Below are 22,621 nucleotides of genomic sequence, written 5' to 3' on the forward strand. Positions count from 1 at the left end.
CCATGACACCTGCCCTTTCTGCAAGGTCGAGGTGTCAACGCTGGGTAGGACGGGTCAGCGCCATGAAAAAAGCCCGGTGCGTGCACCGGGCTTTTTTCGTTGGGAGGAAGACCGGGCTCAGGCGTATTCCGCCAGCGCCTTCTTCATCTTCTTCATCGCGGCGACTTCGATCTGGCGGATGCGCTCGGCCGAGACGCCGTAGTCGGCGGCCAGTTCGTGCAGCGTCATGCCACCCGAGCCGTCGTCGTTGACCTTGAGCCAGCGCTCTTCCACGATGCGGCGGCTGCGCTCGTCCAGCGCCTCGAGCGCGGTCGAGATGCCGTCGCTCGACATCCGGTCGCGCTGGCGCGACTCCAGCTGTGCCGTCGGCTCCTGTGTGGCATCGGCCAGGTAGGCGATCGGGCCGAAGGCCTCGTCGCCGTCGTCGGACGGGCTCGGGTCGAGCAGCACGTCGCCGCCCGAGAGCCGCATTTCCATCTCGAGCACTTCCTCCCGCTTGACGTTCAGCTTCTCGGCCATCTGCGTGACCTGGCTGTCGGTCAGCGTCGCGCGGTGCGTATCGCCATCGGCGGCGGCATCGTCGGCCTTGAAACCCTGCTTCATCGAGCGCAGGTTGAAGAACAGCTTGCGCTGGGCCTTGGTCGTCGCGACCTTGACCATGCGCCAGTTCTTCAGGATGTACTCGTGGATCTCCGCCTTGATCCAGTGCATGGCGTAGCTCACCAGCCGCACGCCCTGGTCGGGGTCGAAGCGCTTCACCGCCTTCATCAGGCCGATGTTGCCCTCCTGGATCAGGTCGCCGTGCGGCAGCCCGTAGCCCAGGTACTGGCGCGAGATCGAGACGACCAGGCGCAGGTGCGACAGCACCAGCGCACCGGCGGATTCGAGGTCGTTGTGGTCGCGCAGACGGCGAGCGAAGCCCTGCTCTTCTTCGAGCGTGAGCATCGGCAGGCGGTTGGCGGCCGAAATGTAGGCATCCAGGTTGCCCAGCGGCGGCACCATCGACCAGGGGTTGGCGACGGCGAGTTGATGGGTCGTAGAGGCTCCAGACAGACTTGTCATTGGGGGAACTCCTTTGTTGATCGACATATTAGCACTCGGTTAGAGAGAGTGCTAAGCCAAGGGTTCCCGAGAAACGGCGGCCGAGGCGGGCGTCGAATTGTTCACGAAAGTATTCATTTTGAAGCCGGGAAATGGTTTGACAGGCTTTGTGGATCGATTGTTCCGGAAGAATGCGGCCAGCGCTCGCAGAGGCGTTTTCAGCAGCCAAGGGAGCCAGCGAGCCATGCCATATCTCATCATCATGACCAAGGCCGGGACCCCCCGGCAGATCAGCCTGGCCGAGGGCCGGACGACCCTCGGGCGGACCGACCGGAACACCCTGGTGTTCGACAGCCCCCTGGTCAGCCGCGCCCACGCGGCGATCGACATCGTCGGCACCTCCGTCACGGTCACCGACCTGCACAGCAGTAACGGCACGCTGGTGAACGGCCGCAAGATCGGCGTCCATCAACTGAAGAACCGCGACGTGCTGGAGATCGGCGACGTGCAACTGCGCTTCCTCTCGGTGGCGAATCCTGCGCCACGCGCCGCGCCGCTCAGCCTGGCGCCGCGGACGGATTTCTCGCCCTTCGACGAAACCGCCTACCCGCGCACCATCTTCCCGCGCCGCTGATCAGCCGAGCAGGGCCTGCGCGAATTCGCGCGCGTCGAAGGTCTCGAGGTCTTCCAGCTTCTCGCCCACGCCGATGAAGTAGACCGGGATCGGCCGCTCGCGGGCGATGGCGCACAGCACGCCGCCCTTGGCCGTGCCGTCGAGCTTGGTGACGATCAGCCCGGTCAGACCCAGCGTCTCGTCGAAGGCCTTGACCTGCGCCAGCGCGTTCTGGCCGGTGTTGCCGTCGATCACCAGCAGCACCTCGTGCGGCGCGGTGGCGTCGGCCTTGGCGACCACGCGCTTGATCTTCTTGAGCTCGTCCATCAGGTGCAGCTGCGTCGGCAGCCGGCCGGCGGTGTCGACCAGCACGACATCCTTGCCGCGCGCCTTGCCGGCGTTGACCGCGTCGAAGCTCACCGACGCCGGGTCGCCGCCTTCGTTGCTAACGATCTCGACCGTGTTGCGGTCGGCCCAGACCAGCAGTTGCTCGCGCGCCGCCGCCCGGAAGGTGTCGGCCGCGGCCAGCAACACCGATGCGCCTTCGTTCGCCAGATGCCTGGTGAGCTTGCCGATCGAGGTGGTCTTGCCGGCGCCGTTGACGCCGGCCACCATGATCACGGTCGGTGTGTACCGGCCGATCACCAGTGGCTTCTCCAGCGGCCGGAGCAGGTCGGCGATGGCTTCGGCGAGCAGGCGTCGCACCTGCTGCGCATCGGTCGCCATTTGCCGTTTGACACGGCCGCGCAGGTCATCGAGCAGGAACTCGGTCGCCTTCACGCCGGTGTCGGCCATCAGCAGGGCGGCCTCGAGTTCTTCATACAGCGCTTCGTCGATCTGCGCATTGACGAACACCGCCTGGATGCCGGTGCCGGTCTTGCGCAGGCCGGTCTTGAGCTTGTCGAGCCAGCCGGTGCGCGAGGGGGCGGCGGGGGCGATGTCGGGGGCGGGAAGCGGCGCGGGCGCCGGCACCGCCACGGGCGCAGCGACGGGTGGCGTGGGCGGCGCGACCGGCGCCGGTGGCGGCGAAGCCACGGGCACAGGCACAGGCGCCGGCGGCAGGGCGGGGGGCGGCGCAGACGGGGGCGGTGCGGGCGGCGGCGCCTCGCTCCGGAACCAGCTCGACGGCGAGAACATCGACTTGGGCAGAGGCGGCGCCACGGGCGCTTCGACGGCTGGCGCAGGCGCGCTGGGTGCTTCGACCGGTGGGGGGGCGGCCTCGGCCGGCTTTTTCTTGAAGAAACTGAACATCAGGTGGTTTTTACAATCCGACCCATTCTATGAAACACCCCTCGCCACGCCGCACAGCGTCTGGTGCGGTGCTGGCCCTGGCGCTCGTCGCGCCATGGACGCTCCCCGCCCTGGCCCAAACGCTCCAGACGCCAACCCCACCCACCACCGACGCCCGGGCGCCCGTCCCCGGCGCCACCACGCAGGCGCGCCAGTTCACGCTCTCCAACGGCATGACGCTGATCGTCCAGCCCGACCGGCGCTCGCCCACCGCGGTCCACATGCTGTGGGTGCGGGTCGGCTCGATGGACGAGGTCGACGGCACCTCCGGCGTGGCGCATGCCCTGGAACACATGATGTTCAAGGGCACGAAGCACATCAAGCCGGGCGAGTTCTCGCGCCGGGTCGCGGCCCTGGGCGGGCAGGAGAACGCCTTCACCACGCGCGACTACACGGGCTTCTATCAGCAGATCCCGAACGGCAAGCTGGAAGACGTGATGAAGCTCGAGGCCGACCGCTTCGCCGACAACCAGTGGCCCGACGTCGAGTTTCAGCGCGAGATCGAGGTGGTCAAGGAAGAGCGCCGCATGCGCACCGAAGACCAGCCGCGCGCGCTGCTGGGCGAGCAGCAGAACGCCGCCGTCTTCGTCGCGTCGCCGTATCACCGCCCGGTGGTCGGCTGGATGAGCGACCTCGACGCCATGACGGCCGACGACGTGCGCAACTTCCATCGCCAGTGGTACGTGCCGGCCAATGCGGCGATCGTGGTGGCGGGCGATGTGGACGTCGAGCGCGTGCGCGCCCTGGCCGAAAAATATTACGGCCGCATCCCGGCCCGCGCCGTTCCGACGCGCAAGCCGCGGACCGAGCCGGTGCAGCGCGGCATCCGCCGCATCGAGTTCAAGGCGCCGGCCGAGCAGTCCTATGTGTCGCTCGCCTTCCGCGCGCCGCGGCTGGAAAGCCTCGACGGTGGCAGCGACGTCTGGGCGCTGGTGGTGCTGTCGGCCCTGCTCGACGGCTACCCCGGCGCGCGGCTCGACCGTGCGCTGACGCAGGGGCCGGATCGCGTCGCCGACGAAGCGGGTTCCTACGCCGGCCTCACCGGCCGCGGGCCGCAGCTCTTCGAGCTCGATGGCGTGCCGGCCGCCGGCAAGACGCCCGAGGCGGTCGAGGCCGCGCTGCGCGCCGAAGTCGCCCGCGTGGCCCGCGACGGCGTCGGCGCGGCCGAGCTGGCCCGCGTGAAGACGCAATGGGTCGCCAGCCAGACCTACAAGCTCGACTCGGTGATGGCGCAGGGCCGCGAACTCGGCGCCAACTGGGTGCAGGGCCTGCCGCTGGACGCCAGCGCCCGCATCGTCGCGCAACTGCAGAAGGTCACGGCCGAGCAGGTGCAGGCCGTCGCCGCGAAGTACTTCGGCGACGACCAGCTCACGGTCGCGACGCTGCGTCCGCTGCCCCCCGAGAAGAACCCGCGCCCGCGCGGCTTCGCCACGCCCGCCGGACCGCTGCGCTGAAAGACCGCCCCATGCTGACACTGAAGAAGATCGCCGGCGGTGCGCTCATCGCGAGCACCGCCCTGCTGGCCGCGCTGAGCGCGCAGGCTGCCATCCCCATCCAGCACTGGACGCTCGCCAACGGCGCCAAGGTGTACCTCGCCGCCACCGACGCGCTGCCGATCGTCGACGTGCAGATCGACGTCGACGCCGGCAGCCGGCGCGACCCGGCGGCACAGGCCGGCCTGGCCAGCGCCAGCGCGGGCATGGTCGAGAAGGGCGTGCGCGCGAGCGACGCCGGCCCGGCGCTCGACGAGAACGCGCTCGGCGAAGCCTGGGCCGACCTGGGCGCGAGCTTCGGCGCGGGCGCCGGTGCCGAGCGCACCAGCTTTTCGTTGCGCACCCTGTCCGACCCGGCGCTGCTCGACCGCGCCGTGGCCCTGGCCGCGCGCGAGATCGGCGAGCCCTCGTTCCCGGCCGACGTGTGGCAGCGCGAGCGCGAGCAGATCGATGCCGCGCTGAAGGAGGCGAACACCAAGCCCGGCACCATCAGCGCCCGCACCTTCTCGCAAGCGGTCTACGGCACGCATCCCTACGGCCAGGAAACGACCGAGGAGACGCTCGCGAAGATCGACGTCGAGACGATGCGCACGCGTTATGCGCAGCTGATCCTGCCGTGCCGCGCCAAGGTCAGCATCGTCGGCGCCGTCACGCGCGCGCAGGCCGATGCCATCGCCACGCGGCTGCTGGCGCGCCTGCCCGCGCAGGACGGCCGCTGCGAGCCGCTGCCGGCCGTGCCCGCCATCGCCGCCCTCACGGCACCGAAGGAAGAGCGCGTGCCCTTCGCGTCGGCCCAGGCGCACGTCATCATCGGGCAGCCGGGCTACCTGCGCACGGACCCGGACCACTTCGCGCTCACCCTGGGCAACTACATCCTCGGCGGCGGCGGCTTCGTCTCGCGCCTGATGAACGAGGTGCGCGAGAAGCGCGGCCTGGTCTACGGCATCTACAGCGGCTTCTCGCCCGGCCTGCACGCGGGCGCCTTCCGCATCGGCTTCCAGACGCGGCCCGACCAGGCCGACGAGGCGGTCAAGGTGTCGCGCGAGGTGCTGGCCAAGTTCGTCGCCGACGGCCCGACCGAGGCCGAACTCAAGGCCGCCAAGGACAACCTGATCGGCGGCTTCCCGCTGCTGCTCGACAGCAACCGCAAGCTGCTGGGCAACGTTTCGAACATCGCCTGGAACGACCTGCCGCTGGACTACCTCGACACCTGGACCGCGCGCATGAACGCGGTCACCGTGGCCGACATCAAGGCCGCCTTCGCGCGCAAGCTGCAGCCCGAGCGCATGGTGACCGTCGTGGTCGGCGCGAAGCCTTGACGGCGACGAGGGCACGCCCGCACGCTAAGCTCGGCGCATGAAGAAGGTCCCCACCAAAGCGCCGGCCAAGACGCCGCAACACGACAAGCGCCCGCACGAAGTCCGCATCATCGGCGGCCAATGGAAGCGCACCCGCCTTCCCGTGGCCGACAAGCCGGGCCTGCGCCCCACGCCCGACCGCGTGCGCGAGACGCTGTTCAACTGGCTCGCCAGCCTGGCCGGCGCGGGCGGCGGCGAGCTGCCGGGCTGGCACTGCCTCGACGCCTTCGCCGGCACCGGCGCGCTGGGGCTCGAGGCCGCCTCGCGCGGCGCCGCCGCGGTGCTGCTCTGCGAGCAGGACGCCGACCTGATCGCGCAGCTGCAGAAGGCCAAGGCCAAGCTGTCGGCCGACGCCGTGCGCATCGAGCGCGGCAACGGCGTGACCGCACTGGAGCGCGTGCCGGCGGGCAGCCTGCACCTGGTGCTGCTCGACCCGCCCTTCGAGAACCCGGCGCTCTACGAGCCCGCGCTGCGCGCCGCGGCCCGCGCGCTGCACCCCGACGGCGCGGTCTACCTCGAGGCGCCGCGCCTCTGGACCGATGACGAACTCGCCGCCTTCGGGCTCGCCGGCTTGCGCCACCTGAAGGCCGGTGCCGTGCATGCCCACCTGCTTCGACCCCTCGTCCATGCCCCTGCATAATCCGCCGACCCCGGCCGCTGCGGCCGGAAAGGAGCTCCTATGTCCAGCGTGATCGCGGTCTATCCCGGCACATTCGATCCCATGACGCTGGGCCACGAAGACGTGGTTCGGCGCGCCACCCAGCTTTTCTCCAAGGTCGTCGTCGCGGTCGCGGCGGGCCACCACAAGAAGACACTGTTTTCGCTGCAGGAGCGCATCGACATGGCGCGCGAAGCCGTCGCGCCCTACAGCGACCAGGTGGTGGTCGAGAGCTTCTCCGGCCTGCTGCGCGACTTCGTCGTGGCGCGCGGCGGCAAGGCGATGGTGCGCGGCCTGCGCGCCGTGACCGACTTCGACTACGAGTTCCAGCTCGCCGGCATGAACCGCTCGCTGATGCCCGATGTCGAGACGGTGTTCCTCACGCCCAGCGACAAATACCAGTTCATCTCCAGCACCTTCGTCCGCGAGATCGCCATGCTCGGTGGCGAGGTCGACAAGTTCGTCTCGCCCTTCGTGCAGGAAAAGCTCGTCGCCAAGGTGCGCAGCCTCGGCCGCGAATGATTGCACCCAGACTCCATTCCCTGGGCGACGCCGCGCTGCTGTGCGAACTGCCGCCGCCCGCAACGCTCGCACAGCAGCAGCAGATCTGGGCCCTGGCCAACGAGGCCCTGCAGTGGCCCGCCGTGCAGGAAGCCCTGCCGGGCATGAACAACCTCACGCTGATGTTCGACCCGGCCCGCATCGACGCGGCCGAGCTCGAGATGCAGGTGCTCGCGGCCTGGCCGCAGCTGGCGGCCGCGGCCATCGAAGGCCGCACCATCGAGATCCCCGTGGCCTATGGCGGCGAGCATGGCCCCGACCTGGCCGATGTCGCCGCGCACACCGGCTTCACGCCCGCCGAGGTGGTGCGCCGCCACGCCGCCGGCGAATACGTCGTCTACCTGCTCGGCTTCCTGCCCGGCTTCGCCTTCATGGGCGGGCTGGCGCCTGAACTCGCGACGCCGCGCCGTGCCGAGCCGCGCGTGGCGGTGCCGGCCCGTTCGGTCGGCATCGGCGGCGCGCAGACCGGCGTCTACCCGCTGGTCTCGCCCGGCGGCTGGCAGCTGATCGGCCGGACCTCGCTCGAGATGTTCGACCCCGCCGCCGCGGAGCCGACCCTGCTGCGGCCGGGCGACCGCGTGCGCTTCGTTGTCGAAAGCGTGCACGCATGAAACCACCCCCGATGCGCCTGCGGCGCCTCCCCCTCAAGGGGGCGATACCAGCGGCCCGGCGAAGCCGGTTCCGCGGTATCTCTGGCCTCTGGCCGCGCCAGCTTCATCGGCTGCGGACGGCGCTCAGCGCTATGCATAACTGACATGATCGTCGTCCTCAAGCCTGGCATGCTCGCCTCGGTCCAGGACCTGGGCCGCCACGGCCACCGCCAGCGCGGCATCTGCCCCGGCGGCGCCCTCGACACGCTCGCGCTCACCATGGCCAACCGCCTGGTGGGCAACCCGGACGAAGCGGCCGGCCTCGAACTCACCATGGGCGGCTGCGAACTGCGTTTCGACACCGCCACGCGCATCGCGCTGGCGGGCGACGACTTCGGTGCCCAACTCGACGGCATGCCGATCTGGCCCTGCTGGAGCGTGCCGGTGCAGGCCGGCCAGACCCTGAAGCTGGTCGGCGCCAACGTGGCGGCGGGCAAGAAGGGTATGCGCACCTGGCTGGCCGTGGCAGGTGGCATCGACGTGCCGCCGGTGCTCGGCTCGCGCAGCACCGACCTGAAGGCCGGCTTCGGCGGTCTGGCCGGCCGGGCCTTGAAGAAGGGCGATCGACTGCCGCTCGGCGCGCCGGCGCTCAACAGCGCGCAATTGGCACGGCGCCGCTTCGGCGTGCGCCCGCCCGAATGGGCGATCGACGTCCGCGACTTCGGCGAGGCGATCCCGTTGCGCGTGATGCTGGGCCCCGAGTCCGGCCTCTTCACCCCGGCCTCGCTGGCCGCGATGTCGCGTGAGCCCTGGCGCATCACGCCGCAGAGCAACCGCATGGGCAGCCGGCTCGAAGGCCTGGTGCTCGAGCGCAAGCGCGCCGGCGACATGCTGTCGTCGGGCGTCATCCCGGGCACGATCCAGGTGCCGCCGTCCGGCCAGCCGATCATCCTGATGGGCGACGCGCAGACCACCGGCGGCTACCCGCGCATTGCCGTGGTGATCCGGGCCGATCTCTGGAAGCTGGCGCAGGCGCCGCTCGGCGGCATGCTGCGGCTGGTGCAGGTCGACGCGGCCGAGGCGCTGCAGGCCTGGGCCTTGCAACAGCGCCACCTGCTGCAGATGACGCAGGGCCTGGCCGTCAGCGGCTGGCCCGTGCCGCCCACGGCGGCGCCGCAGCCCGCGGTGTCGTCCGACTGAGCTTCAGACCCCTCGGCCGCATCGCAGAATCCCCACGAAGGAGTGACCCCATGCAGATCGACTTGAACGCCGACCTCGGCGAAGGCGCCGGCAGCGACGAAGAATTGCTCAGGCTGGTGAGCTCGGCCAACATCGCCTGCGGCTGGCACGCCGGCGACGCCAGCACCATGCGCCAGTGCGTGCGCTGGGCCATCGACAACCACGTCGCCATCGGCGCGCACCCGAGCTTCCCCGACCGTGCGAACTTCGGCCGCAGCACCATGCACCTGCCGCCCGAAGAGATCGTGGCCGGCGTGCTCTACCAGATCGGCGCGCTGGCCGCGATCGTCAAGGCCGAGGGCGGCACGCTGGCGCACGTCAAGCCGCACGGCGCGCTCTACAACCAGGCCGTGAAGGAACCCGAACTGGCCGCCGCCATCGTCGATGCGGTGCGCCGCTTCGATCCCGGCCTGCGCTTCTTCGGTCTGGCCGGCAGCGGCATGATCAGCGCCGCCGAACGCGCCGGCCTCAAGCCGGTCGAAGAGGTGTTCGCCGACCGCGGCTACATGCCCGACGGCAGCCTGGTGCCGCGCAGCCAGCCCGGCGCGCTGATCGAGGACGAGGCGCAGTCGCTGGCGCAGACGCTGTCGCTGGTGCGCGACCACCAGGTCACGGCCATCGACGGCAGCGTCGTCGCGGTCAACGCGCAGTCCGTGTGCCTGCACGGCGACGGCGCGCATGCGTTGGCCTTCGCAAGGCGCATCCGCTCGACGCTCGAGCGCGAAGGCATCGCCGTCATGGCAACGGCCTAAGTTCGAAGCCGCATCCGCGGTTTTCTTCTCGCCCGCGCAGCCCGCGGGCCTACCTGCTTCCGACCCTGGAAAAGCGCCGCGCGCGAGCGTGACCTTTGCCCTTGGTGGCCCCGCCCCCAGCGGCTAAAAGTGCGCCATAAAAATCGGACAGGGAGTCGTCACATGGGTCATCTCGAATTGCGAGACCTCGCGCTGAGCGTGCGCGAGCGGCCGGACCGCAGCTTCGGCTGGGTCATCCTCGAAGGCACCGGCGAGCGGAGCGTCTTCGCCAACTACACCGTGATGCAGAGCGCCGAGCGCGGCTATGCGAGCTACGCCGATGCACTGCTGGCGGGCTTCGCGGCCATGCGCGCGCTGGGCGGACGCAACGGGCCGCGCGGCGTCGGCCGGCTGCACCACGACGAGTGAATTCAGGCGGGCTGCAGCTCGCGCAGCCAGTCGACCAGGGCCGCGTTCACCGCGGCGGGCTGCTCCATCGTGAGCATGTGGCCGGCGCGTTCGATCCACAGCAGCCTGGCGTGCGGCACCAGCGCCGCGATCTCGCTGCTGCAGTCGGGCGGCGTCAGGCGGTCGGCATCGCCGCACAGCACCAGCACCGGGCAGCGGATGTCCGGCAGGTGCTTGCGTGCGTCGGGCCGCTGCATCACCGCGCGGTTCTGGCGAATGAGCTGCGCGGCGCCGCCGTGCAGCACCATCTCGACATAGCGCCGCATCAGTGCCTTGTCGGCCGCCTGTGCCGGGTGGAAGGCGAAGCCGGCGTTGAACTCGATCACGTCGCGCGCCTCGCCGCGCTCGAAGAGTTCGACGGCCGATTCGCGCAGCTGGAACATCTCGGGCGTTTCGGGACGCGCATTGGTGCCCAGCAGCGCGAGGCCGACGATGCGTTCCGGCGCCTGGCGCGTGGCCTCCATGGCGATCATCCCGCCCAGCGACGCGCCGCAGAGGATCAGCGGCCCCTCGTTCTCGGCGAGCACCGCCGCGGCCATGCTCTCGATGCGGTCGTGCCGCGCATGGACGTCGGCCACGCGGACGTCGAGGTGGGGTGGAAGGGCAGGGCGCTGGGCCTGCCAGAGGCGCTCGTCGCAGGCGAGGCCGGGCAAGAGTACGAGTCGGGGCATGGCGCCATTGTCTTGCATGGGCCGCAGAGCGGCCGATGCGGGGACAATAAGCGCCAGCCATGACCACACCCCCCTGCGCTCCCACCGAACTCATCCTGATCCGCCACGGTGAAACCGACTGGAACCGCGAGCTGCGCTTCCAGGGCCACGTCGACATCCCGCTCAACGACACCGGCCACGAGCAGGCACGTCGGCTCGGCCTGCGGCTGGCGGGCGAAGCGGTCGACCAGGTCTTCAGCAGCGACCTGATGCGCGCGCAGCAGACGGCCACGCCCGCGGCGCAGCAGCTCGCTCTGCCCATCGTCACGCAGGCGGCGCTGCGCGAGCAGCACTTCGGCGTGGTGGAGGGCATGAAGGCCGAGGAGATCCGCGAGCTGCATCCGCGCGCCTGGGAGCAGTGGCTGGAGTTCCGCGAAGACCACGCCATGCCCGAGGGCGAGTCGCCCCTGCAGTTCCACGCGCGCATCCTCGCCGCGCTCGGCGCGCTGGCCACAGCGCACGCGGGTCAGCGCCTGTTGGTGGTGACGCACGGCGGCGTGCTCGACATGGTGTGGCGCACCGCGCGCGGGCTCGGCCTCAACGGGCCGCGGCAGAGCGACATCCCCAACGCGGGCATCAATCGCATCCGCATCGCCGACGCCGCCGACCCGGCACGCATCGAGGTGATCGACTGGGCCGACGCACGGCACCTGGTCGACCTGCCGGCGCAGCCGAACTACGATCAGCGCCGGCATCTGAAGAAGGACTGACGCGCCTTCCGCCCTGCGTTTCAGCCGTGCGCGTGGTGCCGCGCGTACAGGTCGAGCACGATGTCCTTCACGCCTTCGACATGCGCTGCCACGGCCTGCGCGGCCGCCTCCGGATCGCCGCGCCGGCAGGCCGCGACGATCGCCCGGTGGTCCTCGTTCGAGCTGCGGTTGAAGCCGGCCAGCGACAGCTGCATGAAGGACATGCGCTGGATGTGGCCCTGCAGCATCGCGAGGATCTGTTTCGACAGCGGCTTGTCGGCCGCGCGGTAGAGCAGGTCGTGGAAGCGGCCGTTGAGTTCGCTGAAGGCCCAGGCGTGGCCGGCGTCGTCCATCGCGGCGATCAGCCGGTCGGCCTCGTTGAGGTCGTCGTCGGTGAGCAGTGGCGCCGCGGTGCGCATCAGGTGCGGCTCGACCATCATGCGCAGCTCGAAGGCATCGCGCAGCTGGCCCAGCGTCAGCGCCTTGACCAGCGCGCCGCGGTTGAGCAGCAGCTCGACGAAGCCGTTGGCCTCCAGCGTGCGCAGCGCTTCGCGCACCGGGATCTTGCTGACGTGGAACAGCGTCGCCAGCTCGTCCTGCCGCAGCGCCTGGCCCGGCGCGAAGAGGCCGCGCACGATGGCCTGCTGCAGCAGGTGGACGATGTCGTCGGTGGACAGCCGCCCGCCTGCCTCGCCGAGGCGCGCACGCACCATCGACTGCAGCGGCGATTCGGCCGCGGGCGGGGCTTCAGATGGCGGCGTCTTGACGGCTGCCATGGCCTTCGTGGATCTTGTCGCGCACGAACCCGCAGATCTCGTTGAACAGCGGGTCTTCCTGCATCTCGGCGCGGCGCGGTCGCGCAAAGGGCACGCGGATGTCGGCCACGATGCGCGAGGGCCGTGCGTTCATCACCAGCACCCGGTCCGACAGGTACACCGCCTCGCGGATGCTGTGCGTGATGAAGACCGCCGTCTTGTGCACTTGGTCCCACAGCTGCGCGAGCATCAGGTTCATGTCGTCGCGCGTGATCGCGTCGAGCGCGGAGAAGGGCTCGTCCATCATCAAGAGGCGAGGGTCGTTGATGAGCCCGCGGCAGATTGCCACGCGCTGGCGCATGCCGCCCGACAGCTCGGCCGGCCGCTTGTCGCGGAAGGCCCAGAGGTCGGTCAGCCTCAGCAGCCGCTCGGCCTCGCCGAGGTAGTCGGCCACCGGGCGCTTCTGCGTGCGGATGGGGAACAGCACGTTGTCGAACACCGTCTTCCACGGCAGCAGCGTCGCGTCCTGGAAGACGTAGCCGAAGTCGCGCCGCGGCGCGGTGATGGGCGTGCCGCCGACGGTGATGCGGCCGGCGGTGGGCGTTTCGAGCCCGCCGATCATCGACATCAGCGTGCTCTTGCCGCAGCCGCTCGGGCCGACCAGGCTGACGAAGTCGCCGGCGTCGATGTCGAAGTCGGCGCGCTCCACGGCGTGCACGTCGCCGTTGCGCGTGGTGTAGGTCTTGCGGGCGGCCTGCACCGAGATGTAGCTCGCGTCCCGGTCGGCGGCGATGCTCGTCGGCTGCAGCCAGCCGCGGGGTGTGTCGGTCATCGCGTTCATTCGCCGAAGGCCTTCTGCGTCCAGCGTTCGAGCAGCGCGACCGCGCCGTAGAACAGCAGCCCGAAGCCGCACAGCACCACGATGGCCGCGAGGATGAGCGAGGTGTCGGCCTGCGAAGACGCGAAGAGGATCAGGTAGCCGAGCCCGGCCTGCGAGGTGATGAACTCGCCCACGATCACGCCGATGATGGCGAAGGTGGTCGCGATCTTCATGCCGCTGAAGACGTAGGGCAGCGCATGCGGCAGCCGTACCGACGCGAACACCTGCCAGCTCGACGCGGTGAGCGCACGGCACAGGCGCAGCAGCGACTTGTCGACGTTGTCGAGGCCGGCCAGCGCGGCGATGACGACGGGGAAGAAGCTGATGAAGACCGAGAAGGTCAGCCGCGACTGGAAGCCGATGCCCAGCCACACGATGAAGAGCGGCGCCAGCGCGATCTTCGGGATGAGCTGAAACAGCACCACGTTCGGGTACAGCATCTGCCGCATCAGGCCCGAGGCGCTCAGCAGCGCGGCCAGCGCCACGCCGAGCAGCGACGCGATGGCGAAGCCGGCGACGCTTTCCCACACGGTGGGCCAGGCGTGCTGCATCAGCAGCGGAAAGGTCTCGATCAGGCGCAGGCCGATGGCGCTGGGCGTGGGCAGCAGCACCTCGCGGATGCCGAAGGCGCGCACGACCGCTTCCCACAGCGCCAAGGTGCCGAGGGCGAAGGCGAATGGAAGGCCGATGCGGCGGACGGCGCCGTCTTGCGCGAAGCTCATGGGGGCGCCAGTCCGTCGAGCAGCCCGACCATCTCGTCCGTCGTGCTGGTCCAGCCGAAGAACTTCTGGATGTTGAACACGCTCACGTCGAACACGGCCTGCGAGCCGGCCTGCAGCGTGGCGTCGGCCACCATCACGGCGAAGAACTCGTGGTGGAAGGCGTCGCGCACGGCGGTCTCGACGCACACGTTGGTGTTGACGCCCACGAACACGAGCGTCGTGATGCCGTGCGCGCGCAGCAGCATCTCGAGGTTGGTGCCGGCGAAGGCGCTGTAGCGCGGTTTGTGCACGACGGGCTCGTGCGGCAGCGGCTTCAGTTCGTCGACGATGGCGTGGTCCCAGGTGCCGCGGATGAGCAGCTGGCTGCCCGGGTTGGCGCGCATGTACTTCAGCGGGTTCGACTTGTGCCACATCGGCGAGGTCGGCGGGCCGGCCTCGGCCAGGCTCTCGCTCCAGCCGTTCTGCGCGTGCACGACGAACAGGCCGGCACGGCGCGCCGCCTGCAGCACGCGCGCGGCGCGCTCGACGACCGGCGGCGAGCCCGACACGTCGAAGCCCGCCAGGTCGAGGTAGCCGCCCTTCGACAGGTAGCCGTTCTGCATGTCGATGACCACCAGGGCGGTCTGCGCCCGCTCGGCCTTCAGGGGCTCGGGCTGCGCCGGGATCACGAAGGGCATCAGGCGATTCCGAGCATCTTGTTGTAGGGCGCGACGTTCTTGCGGATCGCGTCCCACTCGGCGGTGCTCAGCTTGATCTTGCCGACGAAGCGGTTGGTCGCCAGGTCTTCGGGGCGCAGCGGCTTGGCGTCGGCCGTCAGGGCGCCGGCCTTGGCGGCGAGCGCGATCATGCCGGCCAGCGTCGGGATGCTGCTGTAGCCCATGCCGTTCTGGATCGCTTCGGGCGCGACCATGGTGGCCTGCGCCAGGCCTTGCGAGATGGCGGCGTTTTCCTTGCCGCCCTTGGCCAGCGCGATCTCGGGCTGGGCCTTGTAGAGGATCTCGAGCGAGGCCTGCGGGTTCTTCAGCGTGTAGACCACCGATTCGAGGATGCCGTCGACCATCGCCTGGCACAGGCCGGCGTCGGCATCGATGGTCTCGCGGCGCGCGATGACCTGTGCGGCGTACAGCTGCACGCCCGCGCTGGCCCAGGGGATGAAGCGTGTCTTCACGCCCAGCGAGTCGAGCACAGGGATGCTCGACGAGCCGATGGCGGTGATCGCGTCGACCTGCTTGTCCATCAGCGCGCGTTCGATCAGGCGGGCGTCGAGCTGCTGGCGCGTGACCTTCGTCAGGTCGATGCCGGTCTTGGCGGCGTAGGCGGTCCAGTAGGGCGACTCGGCCGAGGTGGCGACGGTGCCGACGCGCTTGCCTTCGAAGTCCTTCGGGCCGCGGATCGGCGAATCGGCCAGCACCAGGTTGCCCATCAGCGCGTCGTAGCCGACGGTGGCCAGCGCCTGCAGCGGCAGGCCGCGCGCCATGTTCACCAGCGTTCCGCCGAAGAAGACCACGCCCAGGTCGAACTGCTTGTTGGCCACGGCCTGCGCCGCCGCGACCGAGCCGTTGCCGCGCGAGACAGTGAGGTCGATGCCGCGCTTCTTGAAGTAGCCCAGCTCCTTGCCCACCATCGGCCAGTAGTTGGAGCCGTTCACCACCCAGGGCAGCGTGAGGCTGATGGCGCGCGTCTGCGCGAAGGCCGGGGCGGCGATCAGGCTGCCGGCGGCGGTGGCACCGGCCGCCTGGAGCAGGCGACGGCGCGACAGCGTGGCGGGCAGGGCGGACGAACGGATGGGGTGCATGAAAACTCCAGGATGCGGCGGCCCATCGCGCGCAGGCCCCGCGATGCACCAAAAACGTATACGAAACCAGATACGCCGGCGTGATGCCCTGCCGTAAGCAGGTTGCGTACCAAGCGACGCACCGCCGGCCGTGGCGCGCGCAGGTCAGTTGCGCTCGACCCAGCCGTCGGGCACCGCCTGCAGCAGCGGGCTGTCGAACACCCCGACCAGGCGCGCGGCGCGCTCGGCACCCAGCGTCTGCTGCCAGCGCTGGCCCTGCAGCATCGCGACGCCGCAGGCCAGCACCTCGGCGCCGAGCGATTCGATCAGCGTCCACGGCGCCTTCAGCGTGCTGCCGCTGCTGACCGCGTCGTCGACCAGCACCACGCGCTTGCCCTGCACGAGCGGCAGCAGGTTCGGATCGAGGTAGACGCGCTTGCCGGCCGTGGGCGTGGTGATGGACTGCACCGCGCCCGACAGCGCCTCGTCGTACCAGAACTTGCGCGAATAGCCCATCGGCACGTAGCGCGTGTGGCCCAGGTGGCGCGCGACCACGGGCGCGAAGGTCAGGCCCAGCGTGGGGATGCCGATGACCACGTCCGGCTTCAGCGGTGCCAGCTTGTCGGCCAGCATGCGGCCCAGCGTCTCGATGACCTCGAGCGAGGCCTGGTTGCAGATCAGCGAGGCGACTGCCTGCGTCGGCTCGCTCGCGAGCTGGCGGATCGGCAGCATCAGCACGCGGCCGTCTGGCAGGCGGGCGGGGTAGCCGTGGCGCCACGGCGCCTCGGGGTGGGCGACCTGGTCGGCGTCGAGGAGTTGCTGCCAGTAGGCGGTGGTCGCTTCGGTGAAGTGCGGGGTCATGGACGTGAACGGAAAGGGCCGGGCTGGCGCGGCGTCGGATGGTACGCGTCAGCTGGCTGCCGGCAGGCGCAGGCCGGCATACACCCGGTCGAGCTGTCGCTTCAGACGCACCGATTCTGGCTGGCCGTTGACCTGCTGCTGCAGCATGCCCTGCGCCGCGCTCAGCGTTCGCTCCGTGCCACGCCGCACCAGCGCATCCAGATGGACCTGCTCGAACAGGTCGCGCTGCGCATGGCTGCCGCCGATTTCGATCAGGCGCGGCAGCGCCAGGCCGAGCCCGTCGATGGCGCCGTCCATGTCGCCGCGCGCATGCGCGAGCAGCCCGTGCGCGGCCGGGACGCAGACGCGCACCCACGCATCGTGCGTGTCGGCTGGCGCGGTGGGCGCGAAGGCCTCGATGCGTTGCCGCAGCACGTCGGCTTCGGGCCGGCCAGCACGCGCCAGGCCGTAGAGGTACTGCAGGTCGAGGAAGGGCAGCACATGGTCGTCGAGCCGGGTGACGAGGCGGTCCGCCACGTCCTGCCATCGGTCACCGACGTCGATGCCCGCCAGCTCGAAGCGCGCCAGCAGCGACACGGCGCCGATCTGGTCCTGCGTGTAGTCGGGCACCACGCCCCAGACCTCGCGGTCGTACACGGCCAGCGCCTCGGCGTCGCGGCCGAGGTCGATGAGGAACAGCGCCACGTGCCACCAGTTGTGCGTGACCATGAAGGAGTTGAGCCTGGTCCAGGTGTCGCTCACGCTGCGCATGAAGTCCAGGCCTTCGGCGAGGCGGCCTTCGGTCAGCATGACGTGGCCCATCGCATGGTGCGCCCACGGCTCCTTGCGGCACATCGCGATGGCGCGCCGCGCGCTGGCCTCGGCCTCGCGCATGCGGTGGCACTGCTCGTGGCCGAAGGCGACCATGCCGTGCAGGTAGGGCACATCGGCCGCCTGCGGCAGGGCGGCCAGCGCGAGCCGCAGCATGCCCGGTCCGTCGCCGCGGTTGAAGCAGTGGTACTGGCCGAGCTTCACCGACACCAGGTCGCGCGGATGCGCCTGCACCTGTTCTTCGTGCAAGGTGATCGCGCCAGTGATGTCGCCGTCGATCCAGGCGGCGACCGCGGCGATGAAGCGTTGCTCGCGCGCCGTCGCGCGCCCAGCGCCTGCCTGCGCGCGGGCGATGAAGGGTCGCGCATTCGGCGCGCCCTCGCGCGACTCGGCGAACATGTGCAGCGCGGCGCAGTAGGCCTGCACGAGCGGGCTCGGGTCCTCGGCTGCTTCGAGCACGTTCCCCGCGCGCGCCTCGCAGGCGATGAAGCCGCCCACGAAGTCGTCGACCGCCGCCAGGCTGGCGGGGTCGTCCAATGTCACGGGGTTGCCGAGCAGGTCGCTGAAAGGGCGGGGCGTTGCGCTCACGGAATGTCCTGGAAGGGAATGGCCTTCCGCCATGGTGCCACGCCCATGCCGTCGCTACACGCCGGCCTGCTGGTGCCGGTGCTCCTGCGTCAGTCCGCCATAGCCGTAGGCGGCGGCACGCGCGTCGATCACATGGACGTACGACACCTCGTGAAGATCGGGCATCAGCGCGGCCATGGCCGCATGCACCTCGCGCAGGTAGCGCGCCTTCTCGGCCTTGGTGTTGGTCTCGTCGGTGATGCTGATGTCGAGCTGGAAGGCGCTGCGGCCGAGCGATGCCAGCGTCTCTCCGCCGATGAACCACTGGTCGGCGGCGATGTGCTGCACCGCGACGGCGATCACCGGCAGTTTCTTGCCGAGCACCGACTGCGTGAGACGCACCACGGCGTCGACGGCTTGGCCGGTGCGGGTGGCGTCGGGCGCGCCAGAGAGGTGAAGGACGATGTGCGGCATGGTGGCTCCTGGGGTGTGAGGATGGATGGGTGATTCTTCGCCGTTTCATGCCATCTGAAAAGCGGGAAGATAAGATGGATTCCATCGAAATAACGGATGGATGAGATGGCCACCTTCGACATCGAACAGCTCCGTACCTTCGTGGCGGTCGCCGAGGCCGGCAGCCTCACGGCGGCGGCGCCCCGCGTCTTCCTCTCGCAGTCGTCGGTCAGCGAGCAGGTGCGCAAGCTGGAGGAGCGCGCCGGCCGGTCGCTGTTCACCCGGAGCAAGGCGGGCGTGGCGGTGACGGAGGCCGGCGCCCGCCTGCTGGGCCATGCGCGCGCCATCCTGGCGCTCAGCGAGACGGCCTACCGCGAGATGCGCGACGAACTGCTGCAGGGCGAGCTGCGCCTGGCCGTCACAGACTATTTCCGGCCGGCCGAACTCGCGGGCCTGCTGGCGCGGCTGGGTGAGCGCTATCCGCAGGTGCGCCTGCACGTGAGCGTCATGAAGAGCGGCGATGTCGAGGCCCGCTACGCGCGCGGCGAGGTCGATGTCGGCCTGGCGATGCGTATCGCCCACACCGGCGCTGGCACCGTGTCGCGCGGTGCGGTGCTGCGCCGCGAGGCGCTGGTCTGGATGGGCGCGCGGGGCCTGTCATGGCCCAAGAGCGCACCGCTTCGGCTGCTGGTGCTGCCCGACACCTGCGCGCTGCACCAGTTCACCGTGAAGCTGCTGCGGCAGCGGCGTGTGCCCTTCGAGGTGGCGCACATCGCGTCGGGCGTGGCCGGCCTGCAGTCGGCCCTGGCGGCGGGCCTGGGCGTGGCCTGCCTCAACGAGTCGGCGCTGTGCGACGGCGTGGTGCCGCTGCGGCTGGCCGGGCTGCCGGCGCTGCCGCGCGTGGCCTTCCATGTGCTGCCGGCCCGCCAGGGCGAAAGCGACTTCGTGGCGCGGGCGCGCGAACTGCTGGAGGCGCAGTTCGCCTGAGCGTCAACGCGCCGGCAGCGCCGCTCATCAGCCCCAGGACAGCGCGGACAGGTCGTTCGCGAAGATCGGCAGGTCCTTCCACAGGCCCTTCACGTTCTTCTTCGCGATGGTCGGCCACTGTGGCTGGAACAGGAAGCCGTTGGCCGCGTCGACGGCGAGCATCTTCTGCGCGTCGCCGAGCAGCTTGTTGCGTTCGGCGGCGTTGCCGGTGGTCTTGATCTTGTCGAACAGCGTGTTGAAGGCCTTCGACTGGTAGCCCCAGTAGTAGTCGGACTTGGCGTAGTTGCCCAGGTCGAAGGGCTCGACGTGCGAGATGACCGAGAGGTCGTAGTTCTTGTTACCGTAGGTGCCGCTGAGCCACTGCGCCCACTCGACGTTCTGCGGCTTCACCACGATGCCGATCTTGGCGAGCTGGGCCATGATCATCTCGCCGCCCTGGCGTGCGTAGGGCGTCGGCGGCAGCGTCATCGTCAGCTCGAGCGGCGTCTTCACGCCGGCTTCGGCCAGCAGCTTCTTGGCCTTCTCGATGTCGAAGGGGTTGATGCCCGTGGTGTCGACATAGCCCGGTGCGCTCGGCACGTAGTGGCTGCCGATCGGCACCCCGAGCCCGTCCACCGCACCTTCGATGATGGCCTTGCGGTCGATCGCCGCGAGGATGGCGCGGCGCACGCGCACGTCGTCGAGCGGCTTCCTGGCGTTGTTGATGGCCAGGATGGTCTTGGCGCGCGACCCGGCCAGGATCGTCTGGAACTGCGGGTTGGCCTTGAACTGCGCCACGATGCGCGTGCCGGGGCGCAGGAAGACATCGACGTCGCCCGACAGCAGCGCCGCGGCCTGCGCGGCCGGGTCGGCGATGAAGCGGAAGGTGATCTTGTTGATCTTGGCCTGCGCCGGGTTGCGGAAACCGTCCCACTTGCTCAGCACGAGCGATGCGCCCTTGTTGTACGTGTCGAGCTTGTACGGGCCGGTGCCCACGGGCTTGGTGACGTTGGTGTCGACGCTCTTGGGTTCGACGATGACCGCGGTCGCCTGGCCGAGCAGGAAGGGAAAGTCGGGGTCGATTTCCTTGTTGAGCAGCACGACGGTGTGGTCGTCGATCACCTGCACGCCGATGTTGGCGAAGGTGCGCTTGTCCTTGTTGGTGCTCTTCTCGCCGCCGGCGCGCTCGAAGGCGAACTTCACCGTCTGCGCATTGAAGGGTTCGCCGTTCTGGAATTTCACGCCCTTGCGCAGGCGGAAGGTGTAGGTCTTCAGGTCGGGCGAGATGTCCCAGCTCTCGGCCAGCAGCGGCGTCACGCTACCGTCGGCGTTGATTTTCGTCAGGGTCTCGTAGATGTTGTAGAGCGTGACTTCGGCGATGGAGGACGCTGCGGCCACCGTCGGGTCGAGGCCGGCCGGCTCCAGGATCATGCCCAGCACCATCGCGTCCTTGCGGCTCTGTGCGAATGCGAACGAGGGGAGGGCAGAGGCGACCGCGGTGGCGGCGGATGCGGTGAGAACGGTGCGGCGTTTCAACATGGTCAGGCTCCTGGAAAGGGCGTGGAAAAGACGGGAGACGTTATATCAAGCGTACTGCGCCCGCGCGGGCGGCTCCGCGCGCGGCACGGCGGCGAGCAGGGCCTGCGTGTACGGGTGCTGCGCATGCGCGAAGAGTTCCTGCGGGTCGCCGCGCTCGACCACCAGCCCGCGGTGCAGCACGCAGACCGCATCGCACAGGTGGTTCACCACGGCCAGGTCGTGGCTGATGAGCAGGTAGCTGATGCCGAACTGCTGCTGCAGGTCCTGCATCAGGTTGAGCACCTGCGCCTGCACCGACACGTCGAGCGCGCTCACCGGTTCGTCGGCCACGATCAGCTTGGGCCGCGTGATGAGCGCGCGGGCGATGGCGATGCGCTGGCGCTGGCCGCCGGAGAATTCGTGCGGGTACTTGTCGAGGTCGGTGCTGCGCAGGCCGACGGCGGCGAGCGATTCGGCGGCGCGCTCACGCTGTTCGTGGCGGCTGGTTTCGGCCAGCGCCTCCAGCGGCTCGGCCACGATGCGCGCCACCTTCTGGCGCGGGTCGAGCGATCCATACGGGTCCTGGAACACCATCTGCACGTCGCGCCGCGCCGCACGCAACTCGGCGCGCGGCAGCTGATGCAGGTCGCGGCCGAGCAGCTTCACGCTGCCGGAGGTCGGTGCATCGAGCGCCATCACCAGCCGGGCGATGGTCGACTTGCCCGAGCCCGATTCGCCGACGATGCCCAGGCTACGGCCGGCCTCGATGCAAAAGCTCACGCCGTTCAGTGCCTTGACCTGCGGCGGCGGGGCCAGCAGCTTCTCGCGCGGCAGCGCGTAGTGGCGGACCAGGTCGGTGACTTCGAGCAGCGGCGGGGTGGTCGTCATGCGCTGGCTCCTGCGGCGGCGGACACCGCATCGAGCCGGATGCATCGCACTTGGTGGCCGTGCGGCAGCGGCGTGGCCGGCGGCCGGGTGGTGTGGCAGTCGTCGATGGTGAAGGCACAGCGGCCGGCGAAGGGGCAGCCCGGCGGCAGGTCGACCAGCTCCGGCACGCTGCCGCGGATGGTCGCGAGCCGGCCGCCGCGCCGCGCGCCGAGCGCAGGCCGTGCGGCGAACAGGCCCTGCGTGTAGGGATGCGCGCGTTCGGCGAAGACGGCCGCGGTCGGGCCGCTCTCGACCACGCTGCCGCCGTACATCACCAGCATCTTCGACACGCTCTGCGCGATCACGCCGAGGTCGTGCGAGATCAGGATGAGTGCCATGCCGCGCTCGGCCACCAGGCCCTGGATCAGGTCGAGGATCTGCTTCTGGATCGTCACGTCGAGGGCGGTGGTCGGCTCGTCGGCGATCAGCAGGTCGGGCCCGCAGGCCAGCGCCATCGCGATGCCGATGCGCTGACGCTGCCCGCCCGAGAACTGGTGCGGATAGGCGTCGAGCCGCGACGCCGCATCGGGGATGCCGACGCGGTCGAGCAGCGCGAGCACTTCCTTGCGCGCGGCGGCCCCGGTCAGCCCGCGGTGCAGCCGCAGCGGTTCGCCGACCTGGCGGGCGATGGTGTGCACCGGGTTCAGTGCGGTCATCGGCTCCTGGAAGATCATGCCGATGCGGTTGCCGCGGATGTCGCACATCGCGCGTTCGTCGAGCCCGACGAGTTCGGTGCCGTCGAACCGGATGCTGCCACCCACCTTGGCACTGGCCGGCAGCAGGCCCATGAGCGACATCACGGTGATCGACTTGCCGCAACCGGATTCGCCGACGATGCCCATGGTCTCGCCGCGTTCGAGCGAAAAGCTGATGCCGCGAACGGCGTCGGCCGGGCCGCGCTGGGTCTGCAGGCGGATGTGGAGGTCGTTGACTTCGAGCAATGCCAT

Annotated in this window: 25 protein-coding genes; 11 read left to right on the forward strand and 14 right to left on the reverse strand. The window is 69.9% G+C overall.

Annotation, left to right across the window (positions count from 1 at the left end):
- Positions 1-117 precede the first annotated feature (117 nt).
- The gene (gene rpoH / locus N8A90_RS17510) at positions 118-1,062 is read right to left on the reverse strand and encodes an RNA polymerase sigma factor RpoH (RefSeq protein WP_262076261.1); all 945 of its coding nucleotides are present in this window, start codon (positions 1,060-1,062) and stop codon (positions 118-120) included.
- Between the two features lie 223 nt (positions 1,063-1,285).
- Between rpoH and N8A90_RS17515 the strand changes: the two genes are divergently transcribed.
- Positions 1,286-1,675, forward strand: coding sequence for an FHA domain-containing protein (locus N8A90_RS17515; protein WP_262076262.1), 390 nt, complete (start codon positions 1,286-1,288; stop codon positions 1,673-1,675).
- Here N8A90_RS17515 and ftsY read toward each other — a convergent pair whose 3' ends face one another.
- Positions 1,676-2,905 (reverse strand): signal recognition particle-docking protein FtsY, encoded by a 1,230-nt coding sequence (ftsY, locus tag N8A90_RS17520; RefSeq protein WP_262076263.1) that lies wholly within the window; start codon positions 2,903-2,905, stop codon positions 1,676-1,678.
- 29 nt (positions 2,906-2,934) lie between these two features.
- On the opposite strand from ftsY, the gene N8A90_RS17525 reads away from it, so the two are divergent.
- The 8 genes from N8A90_RS17525 (at position 2,935) to N8A90_RS17560 (ending at position 10,003) form a co-directional block, all read left to right on the forward strand.
- Entirely contained in the window at positions 2,935-4,398 is a 1,464-nt protein-coding gene (locus N8A90_RS17525; protein ID WP_262076264.1) for a M16 family metallopeptidase, read from the forward strand.
- 11 nt (positions 4,399-4,409) lie between these two features.
- Positions 4,410-5,756 (forward strand): M16 family metallopeptidase, encoded by a 1,347-nt coding sequence (locus N8A90_RS17530; protein WP_262076266.1) that lies wholly within the window; start codon positions 4,410-4,412, stop codon positions 5,754-5,756.
- Between the two features lie 37 nt (positions 5,757-5,793).
- On the forward strand, positions 5,794-6,435 hold the full coding sequence (locus tag N8A90_RS17535; RefSeq protein WP_262076267.1) for an RsmD family RNA methyltransferase: 642 nt from the start codon (positions 5,794-5,796) through the stop codon (positions 6,433-6,435).
- A 39-nt stretch (positions 6,436-6,474) separates the two neighbouring features.
- Positions 6,475-6,975 (forward strand): pantetheine-phosphate adenylyltransferase, encoded by a 501-nt coding sequence (coaD, locus tag N8A90_RS17540; protein WP_262076268.1) that lies wholly within the window; start codon positions 6,475-6,477, stop codon positions 6,973-6,975.
- On the forward strand, positions 6,972-7,625 hold the full coding sequence (pxpB, locus tag N8A90_RS17545; protein ID WP_262076269.1) for a 5-oxoprolinase subunit PxpB: 654 nt from the start codon (positions 6,972-6,974) through the stop codon (positions 7,623-7,625). Before coaD ends, pxpB begins: the two co-directional genes overlap by 4 nt.
- Before the next feature lie 144 nt (positions 7,626-7,769).
- Positions 7,770-8,804, forward strand: a complete 1,035-nt coding sequence (locus tag N8A90_RS17550) for a biotin-dependent carboxyltransferase family protein (RefSeq protein WP_262076270.1) — start codon at positions 7,770-7,772, stop codon at positions 8,802-8,804.
- A gap of 50 nt (positions 8,805-8,854) precedes the next feature.
- Positions 8,855-9,595 carry a 5-oxoprolinase subunit PxpA gene (gene pxpA, locus N8A90_RS17555; RefSeq protein WP_262076271.1) on the forward strand — a complete coding sequence of 247 codons (741 nt, stop codon included), beginning with the start codon at positions 8,855-8,857 and terminating at the stop codon, positions 9,593-9,595.
- Between the two features lie 162 nt (positions 9,596-9,757).
- Positions 9,758-10,003: a hypothetical protein gene (locus N8A90_RS17560; RefSeq protein WP_262076272.1), complete on the forward strand. Its 246-nt coding sequence runs from the start codon at positions 9,758-9,760 to the stop codon at positions 10,001-10,003.
- Between the two features lie 2 nt (positions 10,004-10,005).
- Here N8A90_RS17560 and N8A90_RS17565 read toward each other — a convergent pair whose 3' ends face one another.
- Entirely contained in the window at positions 10,006-10,713 is a 708-nt protein-coding gene (locus tag N8A90_RS17565) for an alpha/beta fold hydrolase (RefSeq protein WP_262076273.1), read from the reverse strand.
- A gap of 59 nt (positions 10,714-10,772) precedes the next feature.
- Here N8A90_RS17565 and N8A90_RS17570 point away from each other — a divergent pair, with 59 nt between their 5' ends.
- Positions 10,773-11,462 carry a histidine phosphatase family protein gene (locus N8A90_RS17570; protein WP_262076275.1) on the forward strand — a complete coding sequence of 230 codons (690 nt, stop codon included), beginning with the start codon at positions 10,773-10,775 and terminating at the stop codon, positions 11,460-11,462.
- A 20-nt stretch (positions 11,463-11,482) separates the two neighbouring features.
- Here N8A90_RS17570 and N8A90_RS17575 read toward each other — a convergent pair whose 3' ends face one another.
- The 8 genes from N8A90_RS17575 to N8A90_RS17610 form a co-directional block, all read right to left on the reverse strand.
- Complete coding sequence (locus N8A90_RS17575) at positions 11,483-12,217, reverse strand: GntR family transcriptional regulator (protein WP_262076276.1); 735 nt, start codon at positions 12,215-12,217, stop codon at positions 11,483-11,485.
- A complete protein-coding gene (locus N8A90_RS17580) occupies positions 12,189-13,028 on the reverse strand; it encodes an ABC transporter ATP-binding protein (protein ID WP_262076277.1) in 840 nt (279 codons plus the stop codon). The genes N8A90_RS17575 and N8A90_RS17580 overlap by 29 nt, the downstream gene beginning before the upstream one ends.
- Before the next feature lie 5 nt (positions 13,029-13,033).
- The gene (locus tag N8A90_RS17585) at positions 13,034-13,798 is read right to left on the reverse strand and encodes an ABC transporter permease (RefSeq protein WP_262076278.1); all 765 of its coding nucleotides are present in this window, start codon (positions 13,796-13,798) and stop codon (positions 13,034-13,036) included.
- Positions 13,795-14,475 carry an isochorismatase family protein gene (locus N8A90_RS17590; RefSeq protein WP_262076279.1) on the reverse strand — a complete coding sequence of 227 codons (681 nt, stop codon included), beginning with the start codon at positions 14,473-14,475 and terminating at the stop codon, positions 13,795-13,797. Before N8A90_RS17590 ends, N8A90_RS17585 begins: the two co-directional genes overlap by 4 nt.
- On the reverse strand, positions 14,475-15,593 hold the full coding sequence (locus N8A90_RS17595) for an ABC transporter substrate-binding protein (RefSeq protein ID WP_262076280.1): 1,119 nt from the start codon (positions 15,591-15,593) through the stop codon (positions 14,475-14,477). Before N8A90_RS17595 ends, N8A90_RS17590 begins: the two co-directional genes overlap by 1 nt.
- A 144-nt stretch (positions 15,594-15,737) precedes the next feature.
- Positions 15,738-16,433 carry a phosphoribosyltransferase gene (locus N8A90_RS17600; RefSeq protein WP_262076282.1) on the reverse strand — a complete coding sequence of 232 codons (696 nt, stop codon included), beginning with the start codon at positions 16,431-16,433 and terminating at the stop codon, positions 15,738-15,740.
- 48 nt (positions 16,434-16,481) lie between these two features.
- Positions 16,482-17,864: a tetratricopeptide repeat protein gene (locus tag N8A90_RS17605; RefSeq protein ID WP_410087701.1), complete on the reverse strand. Its 1,383-nt coding sequence runs from the start codon at positions 17,862-17,864 to the stop codon at positions 16,482-16,484.
- Between the two features lie 21 nt (positions 17,865-17,885).
- On the reverse strand, positions 17,886-18,284 hold the full coding sequence (locus N8A90_RS17610) for a tautomerase family protein (RefSeq protein ID WP_262076284.1): 399 nt from the start codon (positions 18,282-18,284) through the stop codon (positions 17,886-17,888).
- A gap of 105 nt (positions 18,285-18,389) precedes the next feature.
- Between N8A90_RS17610 and N8A90_RS17615 the strand changes: the two genes are divergently transcribed.
- The gene (locus N8A90_RS17615) at positions 18,390-19,250 is read left to right on the forward strand and encodes a LysR family transcriptional regulator (RefSeq protein ID WP_262076286.1); all 861 of its coding nucleotides are present in this window, start codon (positions 18,390-18,392) and stop codon (positions 19,248-19,250) included.
- 27 nt (positions 19,251-19,277) lie between these two features.
- Here N8A90_RS17615 and N8A90_RS17620 read toward each other — a convergent pair whose 3' ends face one another.
- From N8A90_RS17620 to N8A90_RS17630, 3 genes are read right to left on the reverse strand one after another with little or no spacing between them, the layout of a single operon-like run.
- Entirely contained in the window at positions 19,278-20,768 is a 1,491-nt protein-coding gene (locus N8A90_RS17620; protein ID WP_262076287.1) for an ABC transporter substrate-binding protein, read from the reverse strand.
- A gap of 45 nt (positions 20,769-20,813) precedes the next feature.
- Positions 20,814-21,635, reverse strand: coding sequence for an ATP-binding cassette domain-containing protein (locus tag N8A90_RS17625; RefSeq protein ID WP_262076288.1), 822 nt, complete (start codon positions 21,633-21,635; stop codon positions 20,814-20,816).
- Entirely contained in the window at positions 21,632-22,621 is a 990-nt protein-coding gene (locus N8A90_RS17630) for an ABC transporter ATP-binding protein (RefSeq protein ID WP_262076289.1), read from the reverse strand. Before N8A90_RS17630 ends, N8A90_RS17625 begins: the two co-directional genes overlap by 4 nt.

The sequence above is a fragment of the Variovorax sp. N23 genome, assembly GCF_025486315.1.
GTDB lineage: Bacteria > Pseudomonadota > Gammaproteobacteria > Burkholderiales > Burkholderiaceae_C > Variovorax.

Excerpts from the sequence above, each read along its gene's own strand:
- N8A90_RS17560 (WP_262076272.1), top strand. The coding sequence starts at position 9,758 with ATGGGTCATCTCGAATTGCGAGACCTCGCGCTGAGCGTGCGCGAGCGG.
- pxpA (WP_262076271.1), top strand. The coding sequence starts at position 8,855 with ATGCAGATCGACTTGAACGCCGACCTCGGCGAAGGCGCCGGCAGCGAC.
- N8A90_RS17625 (WP_262076288.1), bottom strand. The coding sequence starts at position 21,635 with ATGACGACCACCCCGCCGCTGCTCGAAGTCACCGACCTGGTCCGCCAC.
- N8A90_RS17585 (WP_262076278.1), bottom strand. The coding sequence starts at position 13,798 with ATGAGCTTCGCGCAAGACGGCGCCGTCCGCCGCATCGGCCTTCCATTC.
- N8A90_RS17565 (WP_262076273.1), bottom strand. The coding sequence starts at position 10,713 with ATGCCCCGACTCGTACTCTTGCCCGGCCTCGCCTGCGACGAGCGCCTC.
- N8A90_RS17580 (WP_262076277.1), bottom strand. The coding sequence starts at position 13,028 with ATGACCGACACACCCCGCGGCTGGCTGCAGCCGACGAGCATCGCCGCC.
- N8A90_RS17605 (WP_410087701.1), bottom strand. The coding sequence starts at position 17,864 with ATGGCGGAAGGCCATTCCCTTCCAGGACATTCCGTGAGCGCAACGCCC.
- N8A90_RS17530 (WP_262076266.1), top strand. The coding sequence starts at position 4,410 with ATGCTGACACTGAAGAAGATCGCCGGCGGTGCGCTCATCGCGAGCACC.
- N8A90_RS17610 (WP_262076284.1), bottom strand. The coding sequence starts at position 18,284 with ATGCCGCACATCGTCCTTCACCTCTCTGGCGCGCCCGACGCCACCCGC.
- N8A90_RS17630 (WP_262076289.1), bottom strand. The coding sequence starts at position 22,621 with ATGGCATTGCTCGAAGTCAACGACCTCCACATCCGCCTGCAGACCCAG.
- N8A90_RS17575 (WP_262076276.1), bottom strand. The coding sequence starts at position 12,217 with ATGGCAGCCGTCAAGACGCCGCCATCTGAAGCCCCGCCCGCGGCCGAA.
- N8A90_RS17590 (WP_262076279.1), bottom strand. The coding sequence starts at position 14,475 with ATGCCCTTCGTGATCCCGGCGCAGCCCGAGCCCCTGAAGGCCGAGCGG.
- rpoH (WP_262076261.1), bottom strand. The coding sequence starts at position 1,062 with ATGACAAGTCTGTCTGGAGCCTCTACGACCCATCAACTCGCCGTCGCC.
- N8A90_RS17600 (WP_262076282.1), bottom strand. The coding sequence starts at position 16,433 with ATGACCCCGCACTTCACCGAAGCGACCACCGCCTACTGGCAGCAACTC.
- N8A90_RS17615 (WP_262076286.1), top strand. The coding sequence starts at position 18,390 with ATGGCCACCTTCGACATCGAACAGCTCCGTACCTTCGTGGCGGTCGCC.
- N8A90_RS17570 (WP_262076275.1), top strand. The coding sequence starts at position 10,773 with ATGACCACACCCCCCTGCGCTCCCACCGAACTCATCCTGATCCGCCAC.
- N8A90_RS17535 (WP_262076267.1), top strand. The coding sequence starts at position 5,794 with ATGAAGAAGGTCCCCACCAAAGCGCCGGCCAAGACGCCGCAACACGAC.
- ftsY (WP_262076263.1), bottom strand. The coding sequence starts at position 2,905 with ATGTTCAGTTTCTTCAAGAAAAAGCCGGCCGAGGCCGCCCCCCCACCG.
- N8A90_RS17515 (WP_262076262.1), top strand. The coding sequence starts at position 1,286 with ATGCCATATCTCATCATCATGACCAAGGCCGGGACCCCCCGGCAGATC.
- N8A90_RS17550 (WP_262076270.1), top strand. The coding sequence starts at position 7,770 with ATGATCGTCGTCCTCAAGCCTGGCATGCTCGCCTCGGTCCAGGACCTG.
- pxpB (WP_262076269.1), top strand. The coding sequence starts at position 6,972 with ATGATTGCACCCAGACTCCATTCCCTGGGCGACGCCGCGCTGCTGTGC.
- N8A90_RS17595 (WP_262076280.1), bottom strand. The coding sequence starts at position 15,593 with ATGCACCCCATCCGTTCGTCCGCCCTGCCCGCCACGCTGTCGCGCCGT.
- N8A90_RS17525 (WP_262076264.1), top strand. The coding sequence starts at position 2,935 with ATGAAACACCCCTCGCCACGCCGCACAGCGTCTGGTGCGGTGCTGGCC.
- N8A90_RS17620 (WP_262076287.1), bottom strand. The coding sequence starts at position 20,768 with ATGTTGAAACGCCGCACCGTTCTCACCGCATCCGCCGCCACCGCGGTC.
- coaD (WP_262076268.1), top strand. The coding sequence starts at position 6,475 with ATGTCCAGCGTGATCGCGGTCTATCCCGGCACATTCGATCCCATGACG.